This window comes from Actinopolymorpha sp. B17G11, from assembly GCF_040196095.1.
Lineage (GTDB): Bacteria > Actinomycetota > Actinomycetes > Propionibacteriales > Actinopolymorphaceae > Thermasporomyces.
Window position 1 is genome coordinate 120026 of record NZ_JBEFTW010000012.1, and the last position, 18908, is coordinate 138933.

Below are 18908 nucleotides of genomic sequence, written 5' to 3' on the forward strand. Positions count from 1 at the left end.
GCAACACCCGGCCTGACCTTGACGGCTCAGGTCGTGAAGGTTCAGGCCGTGTAGAAGGTGAAGACGCACCACCCGCCGTCCTGGTAGAACGCGCTGACCCGTCCCACGGAGACTGGCTCGCCGTTGACCGTGCCCTTCAGGTCGGCAGCGGCGAAGTCGGGTTTGCTCAGCACCTGTCCGACGGTGTTGATCTCGAGGTTCGCCTTGCCCTGGATGGCGCTGGCGAGCTCGACCTGGCTGTCACTGTCCGCGCAGAGCAGACGCATCGCTCCGGCGGCGTCCCCGGCATTCGTCTTGTCGAGGAACGTCCGGATGAGTGCCTGCCCCTCGGCGCCGTCGTGGGGCGTCGGCAGATCGCTGCCCGCGCTCGGACCGTCGGAGCCGCTGGCGGAGTGCTGCACGTTCTCCTTCGGCGTCGTGGTCGGGTCAGCCGCGCCGCCGACGACGGGGGCCTTTCCGTCGCTGAGGAAGAAGCCGGGTTCGACGAACCCGGCGACGCCGAGCCCAGCGAGCAGCCCCACCACGCTGGCCACAACCGCGACGACCGCACCAGTGCGCTTCCGCTGCGAGGGGCCGCCCGCATGACCGTGGCCGTCCTGGCCGGTCTGGAAGCCCGGGTGCCGGTGGCCACCGGGTTGCTGGCCACCGGGTTGCTGCTGTCCCGGCCCGTGGGGCTGGTGAGAGGGGTGGACCATTCGCGTACTTCTACCGACGGCCGGCCTCATTGTGGATTCAGATCAGCATCAGCGGGTGGCCCGTCCGCCGTCAGACGGGTGCAGTCCGTACGACCCTGTCGTCGGCGTCGCCGGAGAAGGTGTGCCAGAGGTCGGCGTAACGGCCGTCGGCGGCGACCAGTTCGTCGTGCGTACCGGACTCCACGATCACGCCGTCGTCGACCACCACGATCCGGTCCGCCGCCTGGGCAGTCGTGAGCCGGTGCGCGATGACGAGCGTCGTACGCCGGGAGGCGAGCCGCTGGGTCGCCGCCGACACCGCCGCCTCGGTGGCGATGTCGAGGGAGGCCGTCGCCTCGTCCAGCAACAGGATCGCCGGATCGGTCAGCTCGGCCCGCGCGAGGGCGAGGAGCTGCCGCTGTCCGGCCGACAGGCTGTGCCCGCGTTCGCCCACCGGGTGCAGGTAGCCGTGCTTCAACGTCGCGATCATCTCGTGGGCTCCGACGGCGCGGGCGGCGCGCTCGACCTCCGCCGGTGCGGCGTCCGGCCTTCCGTAGGCGATGACGTCCCGAACCGAGCCGTCGAAGAGGTACGCCTCCTGCGGGACGACCCCGAGCCGCTGCCGGTACGCCTGCAGGTCGAGGTCGCGCAGGTCCTGCCCGTCGATGCGTACCGCGCCTGCCGTCGGGTCGTAGAACCGCGCGACCAGCTTGACCATCGTCGACTTCCCGGCACCGGTCTCGCCCACGATCGCGACGGTTTCGCCGGGTTCGATGCGCAGGTCGACATGGCGAAGTGCCTCGACCAGGCGGCTCCCCACATCAGCCGGGTCCCCGTCGCCTGAGCCCTCGGCGGCAGAGCCCCCGTCGCCAGAGCCCCCGTCGCCAGAGCCCCCGTCGGCAGGGTCACCATCGGCAGGGTCCGCGTCGCGGATCGCATAGCTGAACCGGACCTGGTCGAACTCGATCTGACCGGCGATCCGGCCGAGCGCTACCGGCTCGGTGGGCAGCGGGGTCGACGTCGGCGTACGCAGCAACTCTCCGATCCGGCGCAGCCCGACCTTGGCCCGCTGGTAGCCGTCGACGACCTGCGAGAACTGCTGGATCGGTGAGAACAGCATTGTGACGTACAGCAGGAAGGCGATGATCCCACCGACAGTCAGCTCTCCTGCCCCGACCAACCCGGCACCGACGCCGAGCACGATCGCGGCCGCGACCTCGTAGGCGAGCTCGGTGACGGAGAAGAACCACGCCAGGTGGATCTGGGAGCGGCGACGCCGCGCCAGCAACCCCGTCGCCAGGTCGTCGAAGATCTCGATGTTCCGACCCTCACGGCCGTACGCCTGCGCGACGCGGATCCCCGCGATGTTCTCCTGGAAGTTGGCGTTGACGGAGCTCAGCTGGTCACGCGCCTCGTCGTAGGCCTTGGTCGACACCTTCCGGTAGACGGCGACGGCGACGGCGAAGGCAGGCAGGAGCGCCACGGTCGCCAGGGTCAGGGGCGGACTGATCTGGACCATCACGCCCAGGACGCCGACGAAGGTCAGCGCCGCGACGACGACCATGCCGAGGCTGCCCTGGATGAACGCCCGCACCGCGTCGACATCGCTCGTGAGGCGCGTCATCACCTGACCGCCCCGCTCCCGCTCGTAGAAGTCGAGTCCGAGGCGTTGCAGGTGCGCGAACATCTTCACCTGCAACCAGTAGAGGACGCGCTCGCCGTTTCGCCCGACGGTCCCGACGTTCGCCATGGTGACGAGCCACCCGGCGGCCACGGTCACGAGCGCGAGCCCTGACATGCCGAACAACACGTCGGCGGCGCCCTGGGTGACACCTTGGTCGACGCCCGCGCGGGTCAGCCACGGCACGGCGAGGCCGAGCGCGGCCTCGACCGTCACCAGCGCCGTGCTGACCAGGATGCCCGTACGGAAGGGGCGCCAGAGTTGCCGCAGGCTGAACGTCGGCTCGGCTTGTCGGGCCTCGTCGACGTCGACGTCGGGCGTCGCCTCGACGGCCGGGAGGGCCGCGACCTTCGCCTGCTGGTCGGGCGGCAGCGTCGCCTGGCCCAGCGCTCCGACTCCCACCAGGTCCTCCGCCGGCGGGTTGGACCACAGCTCCGGTGTGTGCGCCGGCGTCGTCTGCTCGGCGTCCGGCCGCAGCTGATCGTCAGCTCGGCCGACACCATCCAGTGCGGCGTCCAGTACGACACCATCGGTTTCGTCGTCATGGCCGGTGAGCAGCAGGCGGTAGCGCGCGCAGCGTCCGACCAGTTCCTCGTGGGTCCCGACGTCGAGGACCTCGCCATGGTGGAACACCGCGATCCGGTCGGCCAACTGCAGGGTGCTGCGCCGGTGGGCGATGAGGATCGTCGTCCGTCCCTGCATCACCTGTCGCAACGTGGCATGGATCTCGGCCTCGACTCCCGCGTCGACCGCCGAGGTGGCGTCGTCGAGCACAAGGACGTGCGGGTCGGCCAGGATCGCCCGCGCCAGTGCGATCCGTTGCCGCTGCCCGCCGGAAAGGGTGAGGCCGCGCTCGCCGACCACCGTGTCGTAGCCGTCGTCAAGGGCGCGGACGAACCGGTCCGCCTCCGCGGCCCGGGCCGCCGCTCTCACGTCGTCGTCGGTGGCGTCCGGACGACCGAACGCGATGTTGGCGCGGATCGTGTCGGAGAACAGGAAGCTGTCCTCGAAGACCATGCCCATACGCCCGCGCAGCGAGCTCATCGACAGCCGGCGGATGTCCTGACCACCGAGCCGGACGGAGCCGCTCCACGGGTCGTAGAACCTCGCCAGGAGCATGGCGGCCGTGGACTTGCCCGAGCCCGCTCCGCCCACCAGCGCGAGCGTCTCGCCGGGGTCGACCCGCAGTGACACGTCGCGCAGCACCGGGTTGTCCGGGTCGTAGCCGAAGGTCACGCGGTCGAACTCGATCGGGACCGCGCCCGCAGGTGCGTCGCCGGCATCCGGCGCGTCCGTGATCGTCGGCCGGGCGTCGATGATCTCGAAGATCCGGATCGCCGCCGCCTTGGTGGTCTGCGCCTGGGTGATCTGGCCGGTCAACATCATCAACGGACCGATCATCGAGCCCAGGTAGGCGGCGAACGCCATGAAGGTCCCGAGCGAGATGTCACCGCGCAGGGCGAGGTAGCCACCCACCGCCAGGATGCCGACCTGGCCCAACGCCGGCATCCCACGGAAGAACGGCATGTACAGCGCGACCAGCCGGTTGACCCGGATGCCGGCGGCGTACACCTCGGTCGCGGCGCGTTCGAGCTTGCGCTGTTCGCGATGTTCCTGACCGAAACCCTTGACGACGCGGACGCCTGACACCGCCGCTTCGACGACCCCGGCCACCTCACCCCGGCGCTGCGCCTGGTCCCAGGTCGCGGGGAAGAAGACACTGTTGCCGCGTCTGGTCACGAAGATCACGATCGGTGTGATCAGCAACGCCACGCTCGTCAGGATCGGCGACAGCACGGCCATGATGACCAGCGCTGCGACGAACTGCACCGCGCTCGCCAGGAGCAGCGGAACCATCGACATGAGCCGTTCGACCAGTGTGACGTCCGACGCCGACCGGCTCACGACCTGTCCGGTGCGTAGCCGGTCCTGCTGGGCGCCGTCGAGATGCTGCAGGGACCTGAACAGATCCATCCGCAGGTCGTACTCGAGGCCGTACTGGACGTTGCCGACGTACCACCGGCGGAGAAAGGCGAACACTCCACGTCCCACGCCGGCGAGGATGAGCAGGCCCAACCATGGAGCGAGCGGCTGTCGTTCGGCCAGGATGACCTCGTCGACCACCTGCCGCACGACCAAGGGCGTCAGCACGGCGATCGCGGTCACGCCGAGCGAGCCGACCAGGCCCAGCAACACCGCGCGGCGCGACCGCCAGCAGTAGCCGGTGAGCCGACGGATCCATCCCATGATTTGTCTCCCCCCACTTCGATTTCCCGCGTACGCAGCAGAACGGCGTCCGCAGGCTCCCGCAATGCCGTCTCACCCTGTGTCGTCTCACCCGGTGTCGTCGGCGCGCCCACACTAGCCACGCAGACCCGAACCCAGAAAGGGAATTTGATCGCCTGGCGTAGCATGCATACGAGCGTGTAAAGCCGATGCCTTTCGTCTTGTCGGCGCACTCGTCGACGACCGGGACGAGACAACGTGCGACAGTGTGCGCAGCCGTGAGCGGCGAATACAAGTCTTGTTTTCCTGTGCTAGTTGCGATGAAATTGATCCAACGGCAAGTTGAAGCTGTTGTTTCTCAGCCCGCACGCTTTCTTTCGAGAGTCGTCGCGAGGGCGCCGGCCCATTCGAGAAGCTGCTCGTCGCCTCCGGCGCGGGCGATGCACTGCAGGCCGCGCGGGAGGCCACCAGGCCCGTCGTAGACGGGAATGCTGATCGCCGGCCAGCCGGCAAGAGACCATAACGACGTCAGCCAACTGTCGCCGGTGTTCTCGTAGCCGATGGGCGCGACACTTGCGGTCGCCGGGCAGATCCAGCAGTCGGCCTCGGTGTGCGTGGTCGCCTGATCGAGCAGTACGGCGAAGGCTTCGCGTGCGTCGCCACGCTGGTCGTCATGCTCCACCTGCCTTTCCCAGCCGTGACTGCCCGCCACCCGACACGCGGGTTTCATGATCATGAGGCAGAAACTGGGCTTCGGTAGCCTTAGAAAGCCGACCTTCTGCCTCATGATCATGAAACCGGCCGCCGCCCGGCAAACGGAGGAGCCGAGATGAGCTTCCAGTCCTACGACGAGGCGATCACCCAGCACCGCTGGGCCATCCCCGCGCGCTACAACATCGCCGAGGATGTCTGCTTCAAGCATCCGCCCGACACACTTGCCATGGTCCACGAGGACTTCGCCGGCAACGTGCGGACGGTTCGCTGGGGCGAGCTGCAGGAGAAGGCCAACCGCTTCGCCAATGTCCTGCGCACCCACGGAGTAGAGCGGGGCGACCGGGTGGCGATGCTGTTGCCGCCCACGCCTGAAACGGCGGCGGCGTTCTTCGGCACCTACCAGAGCGGAGCGATCCTGCTGTCGATGTCGGTCCTCTACGGCGACGACGGTATCCGCCACCGCCTCACCGACTCCCAGGCGAAGGTCCTCGTCACCAACGCGGCCAACAAGCACCGGATCGATCCGAGCCTGGTCGAGCATGTCCTCGTCCTCGACGACGATCTCTTCGCGACCGGCGATCCCGAGTTCGCCGCCGTCGACACCGCGGCAGACGATCCCGCCCAGCTCTACTACTCCTCCGGCACCACGGGCCTCGCCAAGGGCATCGTGCACGCGCACCGTTATCTGCTGGCGCACGAGGAGTTCGTCTACTGCCACGACGTCCGCGAGGGCGAGGCGTTCCACGGCATGGGCGAATGGGCCTGGGCCGCCGGCATCGCGCCGCTGCTCGGGCCGTGGCGGTTGGGTGCGGTGCAGTACGTCTACCAACGCGAGGGCGGCTTCGACCCGCACAAGCAGCTCGCCTTCCTGAGTCGCCACCAGGTCACGAATGTCTTCACGACGCCGACGGCCGTGCGGTCGATGATGGCGGTGCCGGACGCCGCGGCGCGTTACCCACAAGCGTTCCGCGTCGTGTGCTCGGCCGGCGAGCCGCTCAACCCGGAAGCGATCCGGTGGTTCCGCGAGCAGTACGGCGTGACCGTGCTCGACTACTACGGCCTCACTGAGTCCTACCCGCTGTGCGGCAACTTCGGCTTCATGGAGGTCCGCGAGGGTTCGATGGGCCGGCCGATGCCCGGGTGGGACGTGCAGATCCTCGACGAGGACGAGAAACCGGTCGCGGCGGGGGTGCGCGGCGAGATCTGTCTGCGGGCGCGGTCGAACCCGCACTACCCGTTGGGCTACTGGAACCGTCCCGAAGACACGGAGGAGGCGTTCGGGGGCGAGTGGTTCCACACGAAGGACGCGGCAACGGCCGACGAGGACGGCTACATCTGGTACGCAGGACGCGCCGACGACGTGATCATCTCCGCGGGCTACCGGATCGGTCCGTTCGAGGTGGAGTCGGCCTGTCTCGAACACCCCGCCGTCGCCGAGGCCGCTGTCGTGGCCTCACCGGACGACCGCCGCGGCACCGTGGTGAAGGCGTTCATCGTCCTGGCCGCGGGCAACGAGAGTTCCGACGAGCTGATCAAGGCGATCCAGGAGCATGTACGCAGCCGGCTGTCGGCGTACGCCTATCCACGCAAGGTGGAGTTCGTCGACTCCCTGCCGAAGACCCTCACCGGCAAGATCCGCCGGATCGAGCTGCGCCAACGCGAACTCGACCCACCCGGCTGAGGCGGAACCGCGGCCACCCGCGGCTGAGGCCGAAGCGCGGCCACCCCCGCGCGGCGCCCCACCTGCGCGGCTGAGGCGGAACCGCTGCCACCCGCGCGGCGGCCCCAGCTGTTGGTCGCCTGGTCAGCCAGGCCTGTGCTCACCGGCGAGGCGCCGACGCCTTGCCCACGTGCCACAGGCATGCTCAGCGTGGTCATTTGCGGCCCGGCGAGGCGGTGACCGGCACCTACCGTCAACCGGGGACGGGGCGGATGTCACGACTGCTGGTACGCCTTCGCCTGCAGGTGGTAGAGCTCGGCATACAGCCCGTCTTGGCCGACGAGATCCTCGTGGCTGCCCTGCTCGACGACCCTCCCCTGGTCGAGCACGACGATCAGATCCGCCATGCGTACGGTGGAGAACCGGTGCGAGATCAGCAGCGTGACCCGCCCGGACCGGGCGTCTCGCGCGCCGGCGGCGACCTGCTCGAACAGCGCGTGCTCGGTGTGCGGGTCGAGGGCGGCGGTGGGTTCGTCGAGCACCATCAGCAACGGGTCCGAACGCAGCATCGACCGGGCCAGCGCGAGCTTCTGCCACTCGCCGCCGGACAAGTCCACCCCGCCCTGCCACGACAGGCCCAGCTGGGTCTCGACCCCGCCGGGGAGGCGTTCGGTGAAGCCGGCGTTCGCCTTCGCCAGCGCGCCCCGCACCGCGTCCTCGTCGTCCATCCGGGGTAGGTCGCCGACGCCCACGGCCTCCCGGATCGCCAACTCGAAGCGCATGAAGTCCTGGAAACCGGCCGTGAGCCGCTTCCGGTACGCCTCGATGTCGATGTCGGCCAGGTCGATGTCGTCGAGGAGGATCCGGCCCTCGGTGGGTGCGTACATCCCGCACAGCAGCTTGACCAGCGTGGTCTTTCCCGCACCGTTCTCGCCGACGACCGCAACGACTCCGCCGGCCGGTAGCCGCAGCGAGACGTCGGACAACACGGACCGATCGCTCCCTGGGTAGCGGAAACTCACCCGGTCGAGGTCGATTCCCGCCCGCAGCTGGGTTGGAGGTGGCTCCGGCTCACCACCCGTAAGCGAGGGACTGGCCTGCCCTTCGAGCCAGTGGTAGTGCTCGGAGGCGGTACGGGTGCGGAGCAACGACCCGGCAAGATCGGACAGGCGGCCGGCGGCCAGCACCACGGCCGCGGCGAGCCCCAACGTCAGTGCCACATCCCCGGCCGTCGCCCGCCCACCCGCCGCCTCGCGCAGCACCAGGAGCAGGGCGCCGACATAGGTCACGGCAAAGAGCAACCAGCCTCCGGCGTTGACGGCCACCGCCAGGAAATGCCCTGTCTCCATGCCCCGGTGCACGTCCCTGCTGACCTGGCGGTGGCGGTCGAGCAGCTCATGGTGCAGGCCGTAGACGCGCACCTCGGTGGCCGGTCCGGCGGTCGAGGCGAGCGTCAGCAGGTGCTCGGCCGCCCGGCGGCCCTCGGCGGTACGCAGGTCGGCGGCCCGTCGCAGGGCTTCGGCGCGCCGGCTCAACCACGCCGCCGGGAGCGCGATGACGGGGACGAGCAGCAGAACCGGCTGCAGCCTGCCCAGCAGAATCGCCGACACCGCCAACTCCGCCAGGAGAATGGGACCGATGACGGCAAGGGTCATGCCCGTCGCCAGGTCCTCCGTGCTGCGTTCGAGTAGCCGCAGCCGGTCCCAGAACGCGGGGACCTCCACGTGCTCCACCCGAGGTGCGCCGCCGGCAAGGGTGAGCACCCGGCGCTGCATCACCATGATCGCCCGCTCCCTCTGCCGGATCGTTGTCCACCGGTAGAACGTCGGCGCCAGCGCGGTCAACGTCAGCCCCACCGCACACACGGCGGCGCCACCGAGGATCTGGTCCGTCCGACTGGACGTGATGCCGTCCACCAGCGGCCGCAGGCCCAAGGCGAGAAGTAACGGCGACACCGCGCCGATCACGCGCACGCCGATGAAGGAGAAGACCACGACCGGTCCGATCTCCCAGGCGATGCCGAAGAGCAGCCGCCCCGTCCGCAGCCATGCGTTCACTGCTCGCTCACCGCCGCTTCACCGAACCGGGACGCCTGGAGGGTGAACATCTCGGCGTACGCGCCACGGCGGTCGAGCAGGTCGTCGTGGGTGCCCTGCTCCACCACCCGGCCACCGCCGAGCACGACGATCGAGTCCGCCCGTCGCACGGTGGAGAAACGATGGGAGATGACGATCGTGGTCAGCCCTTCGGTGATGGCCATGAAGCGTTCGTAGAGTTCGGCTTCGGCCCGGGCGTCCAGGTGGGCGGCGGGCTCGTCGAGGACCAGAACCGAGGCGCCGTGCCGGACCGCGAACAACGCCCGGGCGAGGCCCACCTTCTGCCACTCGCCGCCGGACAGGTCGGCACCGCCGGCGTACGCGGTCGACAGCGGTGTGTCCCAGCCGAGCGGGAGCGCATCGATCGGCCCGGCGATCCCGGCGTCGGCGGCGGCTGCCTCGATACCGGCACGGTCGCCCGCCGCGTCCGCCCGCCCGAAACCCACATTGGCGTACGCCGGCACCTCGAAGCGGGTCGAGTCCTGGAAGACCGGAGCCAGTCGGCGCCGCCACTCGGCCGCGTCGAGCTTCCTCAGGTCGGTACCGTCGACGGTGATCCGGCCCGCCGTCGGCTCGTACGACCGGCACAGCAGCTTGATCAGGGTCGACTTGCCGACCCCGTTGGCGCCGACGATGGCGAGCGAACGTCCCGCCGGGATGAGGAGATCCAGGCCACTCAGGACCTCGACCGTGCTGCCCGGGTAGGAGAACGCGACGCCCTCGAACCGGATCTCCTCGATCGGCCGTCTGTCGACGGCCCGTGTGTCGACCGGGAGTCTGTCGACCGGTGCCACGTCGCTCCCCGGCGGTGTCGCCGGCCGGGTCGTCTCCGGTGTCGCCTGCGGTGTCGCCGCCGAGTGCCCGGCCTCGGCAACGGCGGCAACGGCGCCGCCGTATCGGCGCAACGTCGCCAGCGCCAGCTCGTTCTGCAGGCTCGCCCACGAGGACGTGTGGATACCGGCGAGGCTCACCATCAGCGCCTGCACGTAGACCGCCGCCGGGGCGGGTGCGATCCGGCCCGCCACCGCCTCCCACGCGATCCACGCCAGGCCGAGCAGGACGACGGCGAGCAGGACGAGCGCCGCGACCAGGGGGCGGTGTCCAGCAGGAGCGAACACCTCCACCATGGACCGGCGCCACAGGGTCGAGAAGCGGTCGAGCAGGAACCCCGACAACCCGAAGACCCGCACCTCCTTCGCGGCTGGCGGGCGTACACCCAGCTCGTAGTAGTACGTCGTACGCCTGGCCAGCTCGGTGCCGCCATGATGGTGCTCGGCCTCCACCCGGGACGCACGCTTGTCCTCGTACGCCGCCCAGATCCCGCCGACGAACAGCGCCGCCCCGAGCGCCGGGTGGAACGGGACGAGCATGACGCAGGCGCCGGCCAGCATGAGGCGCCCGGCGACCACGCCACTCACCGTCCGTACCAACCGCCCTGGCCGCGACCACGGCGAGCGGAACGTCTCCCGGCCCACACTGATCAGATCGAGGGCCGTCGGGTCTTCCAGATGCGCGACACCCGCGGGCGTCAGCACGGCGTCCATGAGTTCCCGCGCCAGGGCGGCGTCGATCCGCTCGCCCAGTGTCGTGACCGCCGCCATCTGCAGAGCGCCGGACGCCCACTGCAGCAGGAAGAAGGCGCCGGCGGCCCCTGCCCACCACAGTGCCGCCCGCCCGGCAGGTGAGTCCAGGCCGTTCGCTGCCACGTCGGGGACCTCCCCGACGACCGCGCCGAGCGCGGCGACGGCGGCGAGGGGAGCCGCCGCGGACACGAGGACCGCGAGAACGCACACCGCACACAACGCAGGGCTCGCCCGGACCGCGACGCCGGCGAGATGCCGGTAGGAACGCACGTTCGTCGACAGGGAGGTCCGGAGTTCGTGGGTCGTCATCGAATCGCGGGCACTCTCATTTCCGGCCCTTCTGTGGTGGCATGGCGAACGTCATTCTGCGCGGGAAAGAGAACAAAAACGAGTCTTGTCCCGCGCCCGCCCGTCATGATGGAATTGAGCCATCGGGCCGAGAGGCCCGTTTTTCTTTCCCTCCGAACCCGCGCCGGCCCACACGTCGGGAGCGAGGAACCCGGCTCTTCCGGTGCCGTCCGCCCGAGCGTGATATCACGGAGGCAGGGACGGGGGCAGGCCATGGCGACATTTCTCCCCACCCCCCAGGACCCGGCGAGTCGTCTGCGCGAGTTGGAGGCGATGATCGACGCGATATCCAGTCTGGTGATCACCAAGCTGGACATCCACGGTCGCATCGAGAGCTGGTCCCCTGGCGGGCAGGCGATGTTGGGCTACACCGACGACGAGGTCCTCGGCCAACCGGTGTCGATGTTCTACACCGAGGAGGATCGGCAGGCCGGGGTCGCCCAACGCGAGCTTGCGGAGGCGCTCCGCTCCGACATGACCACGTTCGAAGGTGTTCGGGTGCGCAAGAACGGCGAACGGTTCTGGGCCGGCATCACCGTCTCGCCGATCCGCGACGACACCGGTCGGACGACCGCCTTCGTCCGGGTGATGCGTGATCTCAGCAGGCGCCGCCACCACGAGGCGCAGCTGCAACGACAGCGGGACGAGATCGTCGAGCTGTCCACACCCGTCCTGCAGATCTGGGACCGCGTCCTCGTCCTTCCCATCATCGGCACGCTCAACTCCCTGCGCACGGCCCGGCTCACCGAAGCCGTCCTGAACAAGCTCGCCGATACCCGGAACGACGTCCTCATCATCGACGTCAGCGGTGTGCCGGTCATCGACACCAACGTCAGCCAGCATCTGCTGCAGACCGTGCAGGCAGCCGCGTTGATGGGTACGGTCAGCATCCTGAGCGGCGTGCGGGCAGAGGTCGCGCAGGCGATGGTGCGCCTCGGTGTCGATCTGGGGCAACTGCGCTCGAGCAGCTCGCTCCGCGACGCGTTACTGCTCGCCCTTCGACACCTTGGCGAACGTGGTGCCGCGGGGCTCAGCCGTACTGCGCCTCGTAGTTCTCGCTGATCAGATCCGCCTTGCGCTGCAACCGCTTGTTGAGCCGGGAGAAGACGGCCTCCACCGAGTCGGTCGAGGAGTAGAGCTTCTGCAGCGCCGCGTCCATCATCTCGCCCGCACTCGGCACGATCGGTCTGATCAGGTCCTGCGGCTTGGTCTTCGGCAGCTGGTTCAGCGCGGTCCGGTAGTTGGGGTCCTCCTTGGCCTTGTCCACCAGGGCCTTCTCCTCCTGGGCGGCCTCCACGACCGGCATGTAACCGGTGTCGATCGTCCACTGGGCCGACTTCGCCGGTTGGGAGAGCCACCGGAGGAACTCCATCGCGGCATCCTTGCGTTCCTGGGCTGCCTCACGCATGACCCCGATACCGGAACCGCCGGTCGGGCAGCCGAACCCGTCGTACTCGGGGAGGAACGTCGTACCGACATCGAACTTCGCGTCGGCGGAGACCGACGCCAGGCTTCCGGTGCTGAGCATCGCACATGCCGTGACCTGGTTGGTGAAGTCGACCTGGGAGTCGGCGGACAGGTAGGCCGCCTTGTCCTTGCGCACCAGGTCGACCATCCAGTTGCCGGCTTCGAGCGACTTCTCGTCGTCGAGGGTGACCTTGAGGCCGTCGGAGTAACGGCCGCCCCACTGCCAGACGTTGCCCTGGAAGTACCAACTCGCATAGACGCCGGCGAGGGCAAGCGCGTATTTCGTGTGGTCCTGGAGCGCCGGTGCCCATTCCTTCAGGTCGCGCCAGTTGGCGGGCCCGGTCTCGGGCAGCCCTGCTTTGCCGAAGACCTCCTTGTTGAAATAGAAGAGCGGTGTGCTCCGCGCGAACGGAATCCACCACACGGTGTCCTTGACGGTGCCTTCGTTGATGAAGTTGTCCTGGTAGAGGTCCGCTGTGTAGTCGCCGCCGAAGTAGTCGTTGAGCGGTTCCAGCTTGTCGGCGAGGTGCATCTTCCGCCAGGTGACCTCAGAAAGAACCACGATGTCGGGGATCTGCCGCGCGATGAGCGACGCGGAGAGCTTCTGGACAGTGGTTTCGTACGAACCCTGGAACTGCCCTTCGACGAAGATCTCGTCCTGCACGCCGTTGAACTCGTCGATCAGCTTGTCCATCGCGATCCCGAGATCACCACCGAACGAATGCCAGTAGACCACGTGCAGGCGGCGCCGGTAGTCCCGCGGAACGCTCCCGACCACCTGGACATACTGTCCACTTCCGCAGCCGGCGGCCAGTGCCGCGGCCGCTCCGCCGGCGGCGGCGAGAAAGCCCCGGCGACTCAGGGCACCTCGTGCCGTCATGCCAGCCCGTCCCCTCATGAAAGAGCCCTTCCCCTGCCAGTCCTCACAAAGCCTGTACGCATGGCGCCGGTACGCATGACCTCAGCCCTTCGTCGCGCCCGCGGTGAGTCCCGCGATGATCTGCCGCTGGGCGAAGAAGAACACGACGAGGACGGGTACGACGACGAACACCGAAGCCGCCATCACGACGCCGTAGTTGGTGTAACCCTCGTCGCTCTTCAACATCAGCAGACCCACCGGCAGTGTCCGCATCGTGTCGGTCGTGGTCACGATCAGCGGCCAGATGAACTCGTTCCACTTCTGCACCAGGGAGATGATGACGACGGTGACGACCATCGGCCGCGACATCGGCACGATGATGCTCCACAGAATGCGCAGATGGCTCGCTCCGTCGACCCTCGCCGCCTCGGTCACCTCGATCGGGAGGGTACGCATGTGCTGCCGGAGCAGGAACATCGCGAACACGCTGCCGAGGCCCGGCACGATCAGTCCGGCGTAGCTGTTGACCCAGCCGAGGCCCGCGACCGTCAGGTAGTTGGGCAGGAGCACGACGGTTCCGGGCACCATCATCGCGCCCAGGAACACCATGAACACGACGTTCTTGGCCGGAAAGCGCAGGAACGCGAAGGCGTACGCCGACAGCACGGCGACACAGATCTCCAGCGCGGAACCCACCACCGCGAAGACGATCGAGTTGACGTAGAGCCGGCCGAAGGGCGCGGCGTGCCACGCGTCGACGTAGTTGCGGAGCTCCCAGGTCCACGGCATCGGGAACCACTCCGGCGGGAAGTGGTGCACCTCCGCCGAGGGTTTGAGCGAGCTGATGATCAGCCAGTAGACGGGCACGAGCGCCGCCAGGGCGACAAGGGCCATCAGCAGATAGAGCGCGATCTTGCCCAGCAGCGGCACGATCGGCGATCCGGTGTCGGTAGGCCCGGACGTGGCCGGTCGCTCCTCGGTGGACGTGGTCGTTGGCGTGGCCGTGCTCATCGGTAGTGCACCCTCCGCTCGAGGAATCGGGCCTGCGCCGCGGTGATGAGCAGCAGGATGACGAACATGATGATCGCGGCGGCACCCGCGCGGCCGGCGTCGAAGGCCTGGAACGCCTCCTGATAGATGAACCACGACAGCGTGGTCGTGGCGTCGCCGGGACCACCGCTGGTCATGATCGCGATGATGTCGAACGCCTGGAACGACCCGATGACCGTCACCACGGCGACGAAGAACGTCACCGCCGAGAGCAGCGGAAGGGTGATCCGGCGGAACAGCGTCCAGGCAGTCGCACCGTCGATCTTCGCCGCTTCGTACAGATCGGCAGGCATGGTCTGCAGCCCGGCGAGGTAGATCACCGCGACGAAGCCGATGTTCTTCCAGAGATAGACGAGCACCAGGGCAGGCAGTGCCCAGCCCGCATCGGTGAGCCAGTCGGGCGAGCCCACACCGATGACGCCGAGCAGCTGCTTCATCAGCCCGAAGTCCGGGTCGAAGATGTAGAGCCAGACGGTACCGATCGCGGCGCCGGTCACGATGTACGGCGCGAACGACGTCGTGCGCACGAGGTTGCGGCCGAACAGCCGCTGGTTGAGCAGCATGGCGATGGCAAGGCCCGCGACCATGCTGCCGATGGTGATCCCACCGGAGAAGAGGATCGTGCGCAGGAGGACGCCGAGGAAGTCGGGATCGCTCAGCATGTCGATGTAGTTGGCGAGCCCGACGAACGGCTTGAACTCCGACAGCAGGTCCCAACTGGTCAGGCTGAGGTAGAGGTTGTAGAGGACGGGCCAGTACGAGAACACCCCGAGCAGGATGACGTTCGGCGCGACGAAGGCCAGGAAGAGGAGATACTCACGGCGCCGCGAGGCACGTGCGCCAGACCCGTCGGGTGGGACCTTGCCCGGCGTGGTGCCGCGGTCGGCCACGGCCGTTGGTGAGCGTTCGGGGGCTGTCAACGGGCGTCCTCCTCCGTCGGGCGGACCACCGCAGGAAAGTTACGTGATCTGCAGAGGTGCCGCAGGATACCGGCGGAGGCTAGGCCTCTTTGCCCTGGTATGCAACACCTTCCCGGAAGTTGTTCACGATCAGTTGTGCGATTGCTCGCCAACGACGGCGTGCGATGCACTGCCGTTCACCTCACCGGGTCCGCGGCTCACCGGCGCTCCCGGTCAACGGGTCGTGCGAATCACCTCGTCCCCGGTGGTCGGCATCGGTGGCGGCCAGGGAGGGTAGCAGTCGCCTGTGGGCTTCCTGCGTACGCGCGAACGTCTGCCGCCGAGCTGGCAATTACGCCGGAGCGTGCGGTGACGAACTTCGTGTTCAGGCTCTACGTCGCCGGGGAGGCGGACCCCTCACACGCCGCCGTCGCCCGGCTGCGCTCACTCTGCGAGTCCCGGATCTCCGGGCATTACGAGCTGGAGGTCGTCGACATCACGCAGCGCCCTGACCTGGCCGAGGTCGACGGGATCGTCGTCGTTCCCACCGCGATCCGGCGGGTGCCGTTTCCGGAGCACCGGGTGATCGGCGATCTCTCCGATGACGTACGTACCGCCGCCGGGCTCGGTTTTCCCGATCCGGACCAGCTGGCGGCGGAAAGGCGGGGGTGGCGATGAGCGACGGCGCGGCGCTCGACCGGGTTCCGACCGGAATCAGCGGCTTCGACCTGGTTGCGCTGGGCGGCCTCCCGGCCGGTCGGTGCACGCTCGTTAGCGGGAGTACGGGTAGCGGGAAGACCCTGTTCGCCATCGAGTTCCTGGCCCGCGGAGTCGACCGGTTCGACGATCCGGGCGTCTACGTCACCTTCGAGGAGTCGCCGGCCGACCTCCGCCGGAACGCGGCGGCGATGGGGTTCCCGATCGAGCGGTGGGAACGCGAGGGCAAGTGGATCTTCGTCGACGCCTCGGCCGAGATCGCCGGCGAGACGACGACCGTCGGTGTCTACAACTTCGCCGCCATCACGGCCCGCATCGATGCCGCGGTCCGACAGATCGGCGCCCGCCGCGTCTCGCTGGACTCGGTGGGGTCGATCTTCACCCGTTTTCCCGATGTCGCCATGGTTCGCTACGAACTCCACCGGATCGCCACGGCCATGGAAGGGCTGGGCGTCACCTCGGTGCTCACCGCGGAACGCACCGTGGAGTACGACGGCGTGTCGCGCCTTGGTGTTGAGGAGTTCGTCCTCAACAACGTCATCATCCTGCGGAACGTGCTGAGCAACGAGCGGCGCCGCCGGACCGTCGAGATCATCAAGCTGCGCGGCGCGGCGCATCGCACCGGCGAGTGGCTGTTCACCATCGACGAGCGGGAGGGCATCGTCGTCATCCCGCTCGCCTTCGTCGCACCCCGGGCGACGGCGTCAGCGGAGCGGGTCTCCTCGGGCAATCCCGGTCTGGACACCCTCTGCGGCGGAGGCTTCTACAAGGACGCGGTCGTCCTGCTCACCGGACCCACCGGGACCGGCAAGACGCTGACCAGCCTGAAGTTCGCCGCCGAGGCGGTTCGTTCCGGCGAGTCCTGCCTGCTCTACACCTTCGACGAGAATCACGACCAGCTCGCCCGCAACGCCGCCGGCTGGGGCCTCGACCTCGCCGCCATGGAGGCCTCCGGGCTCCTTCACGTGTCCGCCGACTATCCGGAGATGGCTTCGCTGGAGGTCCACTTCCTCAACGTCAGGCGCGCCATCGAGGAGATCCGTCCGTCGCGACTCGTCATCGACACGTTGTCGGCCCTCGAACGGATCGCCACCTCGCGCGCTCTGCTCGACTTCGTGATCGCGCTGGGATCCCTGCTCCGTCGACACAATGTCACCGCGCTGCTGACGGCCGCGCCGAGTGGATACAGGCCGACGGCCGTCTCCTCGGCGATCGCCGTCGAGCTCGGCAGCCTCGCCGACGTCACGATCATGCTCCGCTACGTCGAGGCCGAGGGTCAGATCCAACGCGCGATCGCCGTGCTCCAGACCCGCGGCTCCGCCCACGACAATGCGATCCGCATGGTCGACATCGATGCCGACGGGATGCACATCGGCGAGCCCTTGTCAGTCGTGTCGCATGTCATCCCGGGAGGGCATTACGTCCCTCCGACTCAGCAGTGACTACTCAACCGGACTGCTCAACAGGGACCGCTCAGCAGCGAGCGGGGGCCACCCGACGTCACTCGGGCCTGACATCACTCGGGCCAGCCAGCCGAACGGCTGGCAGCGATCCACCGGTCCAGGAGCGTTGCCGCCGCACCGGAGTCGATCGCGCCCGCGCACCGCTCGATGCCGGCCGCGAGCTGCTCCGCCAATGACGCGTCGCCCGGCTCGACCGCCACCAGTGCGGCAGCGGCATTGAGCAGAACGATGTCGCGGACCGGCCCACCCGTACCTTCCAGCAGCCGGCGTACCGTCTCGGCGTTCTGTTCGACGGCGCCGCCCCGGAGATCGGTCGGCGTGGCACGCGGAAGGCCCACGTCCGCGGGATCGACGGTGGTTCGGCGTACGCGACCGTCCCGGATCATCCACACCTGGGACGTGGTCGTCGTCGTGAGCTTGTCGACGCCGTCGTCGCCGCGGACCACCAGCGCCGAGCACCCCCGCGCGGCGAGGACGTCGGCGAGGACGCCTGCCATCCGTACGTCGGCGACACCCACGACCTGGTGCCGGGGACGGGCGGGGTTGAGCAGTGGCGCAAGGACATTGAAGACAGTGGGAACGCCCAGCTCCCGCCTCACCGGCGCCGCGTGCCGGAGCCCTGGGTGGAAGCTCGGCGCGAAGCAGAAGGTGATGCCGACCTTCTCCGCCAACGTCGCGACCCGCTGCGGCTCGAGGTCGAGATCGAGGCCGAGGTACTCCAACAGGTCGGCCGAGCCGCAGGTCGTGGAGGCGCCGCGTCCGCCATGCTTCACCACCGGGACGCCGGTCGCGGCGACGACGAGGGATGCCATGGTGGAGACGTTAACGACACCGCTGCGATCGCCGCCCGTCCCTACGATGTCGACGAACACCCCGTTGATCGGGAGGGTGCCCGCCTGGTCCATCACGGCGCGCGCCATGGCCGACACCTCGTCCGCGGTCTCGCCCTTGGCCCGAAGTCCCACCAGGAAGGCACCGAGTTGGGCCGGCGTCACATCGCCGCGGACGACCTGATCCATCGCCCAGGCGGCGTCCTCGGTCGAGAGGTCCCGCCGGTGGGCGAGCGTGCCGAGGATCCGGCTCCAGGACGCGCGGTCCGCCTCGTGCGTACGCGTCTGCATGGTGGTTGTTGTTGTGGTGGTGGTGGTCGGGTCGGGTCTCATGTCGGTCTCCTCCACAGGGTGGGCGCTCGGTGCCCTCGGATGAGACCCGTGCCTGGAGGATGATCCTCGAACGGCCGCCGCACCAAAGGGCGGCCGCGAAAGTGCGCGCGAAGCGTGGGCCGCCTACAGGGCGGGCCACCAGCGAAGCTGTATCGGTCGCGCGATCACGGTTCTCACCATACCGGCCGCCTCGCCGGGGGACCTTCGCCACCGGCCTAAGAACTCCGCCACCGGCCGGAGAACTCGGCCGGCCGGGAGGCTTCCGTCGGTTAGCCTCGTCCTTCGCTGCCCGCCGGTTGCAGGAGGTA

Annotated in this window: 13 protein-coding genes; 4 read left to right on the top strand and 9 right to left on the bottom strand. The window is 68.7% G+C overall.

Annotated elements, in window-relative coordinates; translation table 11 throughout:
• Positions 1-41: 41 nt before the first annotated feature.
• From ABN028_RS15085 to ABN028_RS15095, 3 genes are all read right to left on the bottom strand, one after another.
• Complete coding sequence (locus tag ABN028_RS15085) at positions 42-695, bottom strand: hypothetical protein (RefSeq protein ID WP_349697011.1); 654 nt, start codon at positions 693-695, stop codon at positions 42-44.
• A 70-nt stretch (positions 696-765) separates the two neighbouring features.
• The gene (locus ABN028_RS15090) at positions 766-4602 is read right to left on the bottom strand and encodes an ABC transporter ATP-binding protein (protein WP_349697012.1); all 3837 of its coding nucleotides are present in this window, start codon (positions 4600-4602) and stop codon (positions 766-768) included.
• A gap of 337 nt (positions 4603-4939) precedes the next feature.
• Complete coding sequence (locus ABN028_RS15095; protein WP_349697013.1) at positions 4940-5263, bottom strand: amidase family protein; 324 nt, start codon at positions 5261-5263, stop codon at positions 4940-4942.
• Between the two features lie 147 nt (positions 5264-5410).
• Here ABN028_RS15095 and ABN028_RS15100 point away from each other — a divergent pair, with 147 nt between their 5' ends.
• Complete coding sequence (locus ABN028_RS15100; RefSeq protein ID WP_349697014.1) at positions 5411-6976, top strand: acetate--CoA ligase; 1566 nt, start codon at positions 5411-5413, stop codon at positions 6974-6976.
• A 254-nt stretch (positions 6977-7230) separates the two neighbouring features.
• On the opposite strand, the gene ABN028_RS15105 is transcribed toward ABN028_RS15100, so the two are convergent.
• Together ABN028_RS15105 and ABN028_RS15110 are read right to left on the bottom strand one after the other, a co-directional pair.
• On the bottom strand, positions 7231-9012 hold the full coding sequence (locus tag ABN028_RS15105) for an ABC transporter ATP-binding protein (RefSeq protein ID WP_349697015.1): 1782 nt from the start codon (positions 9010-9012) through the stop codon (positions 7231-7233).
• Complete coding sequence (locus tag ABN028_RS15110) at positions 9009-10943, bottom strand: ABC transporter ATP-binding protein (protein ID WP_349697016.1); 1935 nt, start codon at positions 10941-10943, stop codon at positions 9009-9011. The genes ABN028_RS15105 and ABN028_RS15110 overlap by 4 nt, the downstream gene beginning before the upstream one ends.
• Before the next feature lie 252 nt (positions 10944-11195).
• Here ABN028_RS15110 and ABN028_RS15115 point away from each other — a divergent pair, with 252 nt between their 5' ends.
• Positions 11196-12044 (top strand): PAS domain S-box protein, encoded by an 849-nt coding sequence (locus tag ABN028_RS15115; RefSeq protein WP_349332009.1) that lies wholly within the window; start codon positions 11196-11198, stop codon positions 12042-12044.
• Here ABN028_RS15115 and ABN028_RS15120 read toward each other — a convergent pair.
• The 3 genes from ABN028_RS15120 to ABN028_RS15130 all read right to left on the bottom strand — a co-directional run bounded on the left by ABN028_RS15120 (position 12013) and on the right by ABN028_RS15130 (position 15278).
• Positions 12013-13329, bottom strand: coding sequence for an ABC transporter substrate-binding protein (locus tag ABN028_RS15120; protein WP_349332008.1), 1317 nt, complete (start codon positions 13327-13329; stop codon positions 12013-12015). The genes ABN028_RS15115 and ABN028_RS15120 overlap by 32 nt on opposite strands.
• An 81-nt stretch (positions 13330-13410) precedes the next feature.
• On the bottom strand, positions 13411-14319 hold the full coding sequence (locus tag ABN028_RS15125; protein ID WP_349332007.1) for a carbohydrate ABC transporter permease: 909 nt from the start codon (positions 14317-14319) through the stop codon (positions 13411-13413).
• Positions 14316-15278 carry a carbohydrate ABC transporter permease gene (locus ABN028_RS15130; protein ID WP_349332006.1) on the bottom strand — a complete coding sequence of 321 codons (963 nt, stop codon included), beginning with the start codon at positions 15276-15278 and terminating at the stop codon, positions 14316-14318. The genes ABN028_RS15125 and ABN028_RS15130 overlap by 4 nt, the downstream gene beginning before the upstream one ends.
• Positions 15279-15626: 348 nt before the next feature.
• Here ABN028_RS15130 and ABN028_RS15135 point away from each other — a divergent pair, with 348 nt between their 5' ends.
• Together ABN028_RS15135 and kaiC are read left to right on the top strand one after the other, a co-directional pair.
• Positions 15627-15935: a circadian clock KaiB family protein gene (locus tag ABN028_RS15135; protein WP_349332005.1), complete on the top strand. Its 309-nt coding sequence runs from the start codon at positions 15627-15629 to the stop codon at positions 15933-15935.
• Positions 15932-17416: a circadian clock protein KaiC gene (gene kaiC, locus ABN028_RS15140; RefSeq protein WP_349697017.1), complete on the top strand. Its 1485-nt coding sequence runs from the start codon at positions 15932-15934 to the stop codon at positions 17414-17416. Before ABN028_RS15135 ends, kaiC begins: the two co-directional genes overlap by 4 nt.
• Before the next feature lie 74 nt (positions 17417-17490).
• On the opposite strand, the gene trpD is transcribed toward kaiC, so the two are convergent.
• Complete coding sequence (trpD, locus tag ABN028_RS15145) at positions 17491-18600, bottom strand: anthranilate phosphoribosyltransferase (RefSeq protein WP_349697018.1); 1110 nt, start codon at positions 18598-18600, stop codon at positions 17491-17493.
• Positions 18601-18908 lie beyond the last annotated feature (308 nt).

Bases quoted from the DNA above. Each gene is read 5' to 3' on its own strand.
- ABN028_RS15085 (WP_349697011.1), bottom strand. From the start codon at position 695: ATGGTCCACCCCTCTCACCAGCCCCACGGGCCGGGACAGCAGCAACCC.
- ABN028_RS15090 (WP_349697012.1), bottom strand. From the start codon at position 4,602: ATGGGATGGATCCGTCGGCTCACCGGCTACTGCTGGCGGTCGCGCCGC.
- ABN028_RS15100 (WP_349697014.1), top strand. From the start codon at position 5,411: ATGAGCTTCCAGTCCTACGACGAGGCGATCACCCAGCACCGCTGGGCC.
- ABN028_RS15110 (WP_349697016.1), bottom strand. From the start codon at position 10,943: ATGACGACCCACGAACTCCGGACCTCCCTGTCGACGAACGTGCGTTCC.
- ABN028_RS15115 (WP_349332009.1), top strand. From the start codon at position 11,196: ATGGCGACATTTCTCCCCACCCCCCAGGACCCGGCGAGTCGTCTGCGC.
- ABN028_RS15120 (WP_349332008.1), bottom strand. From the start codon at position 13,329: ATGACGGCACGAGGTGCCCTGAGTCGCCGGGGCTTTCTCGCCGCCGCC.
- ABN028_RS15125 (WP_349332007.1), bottom strand. From the start codon at position 14,319: ATGAGCACGGCCACGCCAACGACCACGTCCACCGAGGAGCGACCGGCC.
- kaiC (WP_349697017.1), top strand. From the start codon at position 15,932: ATGAGCGACGGCGCGGCGCTCGACCGGGTTCCGACCGGAATCAGCGGC.
- trpD (WP_349697018.1), bottom strand. From the start codon at position 18,600: ATGAGACCCGACCCGACCACCACCACCACAACAACAACCACCATGCAG.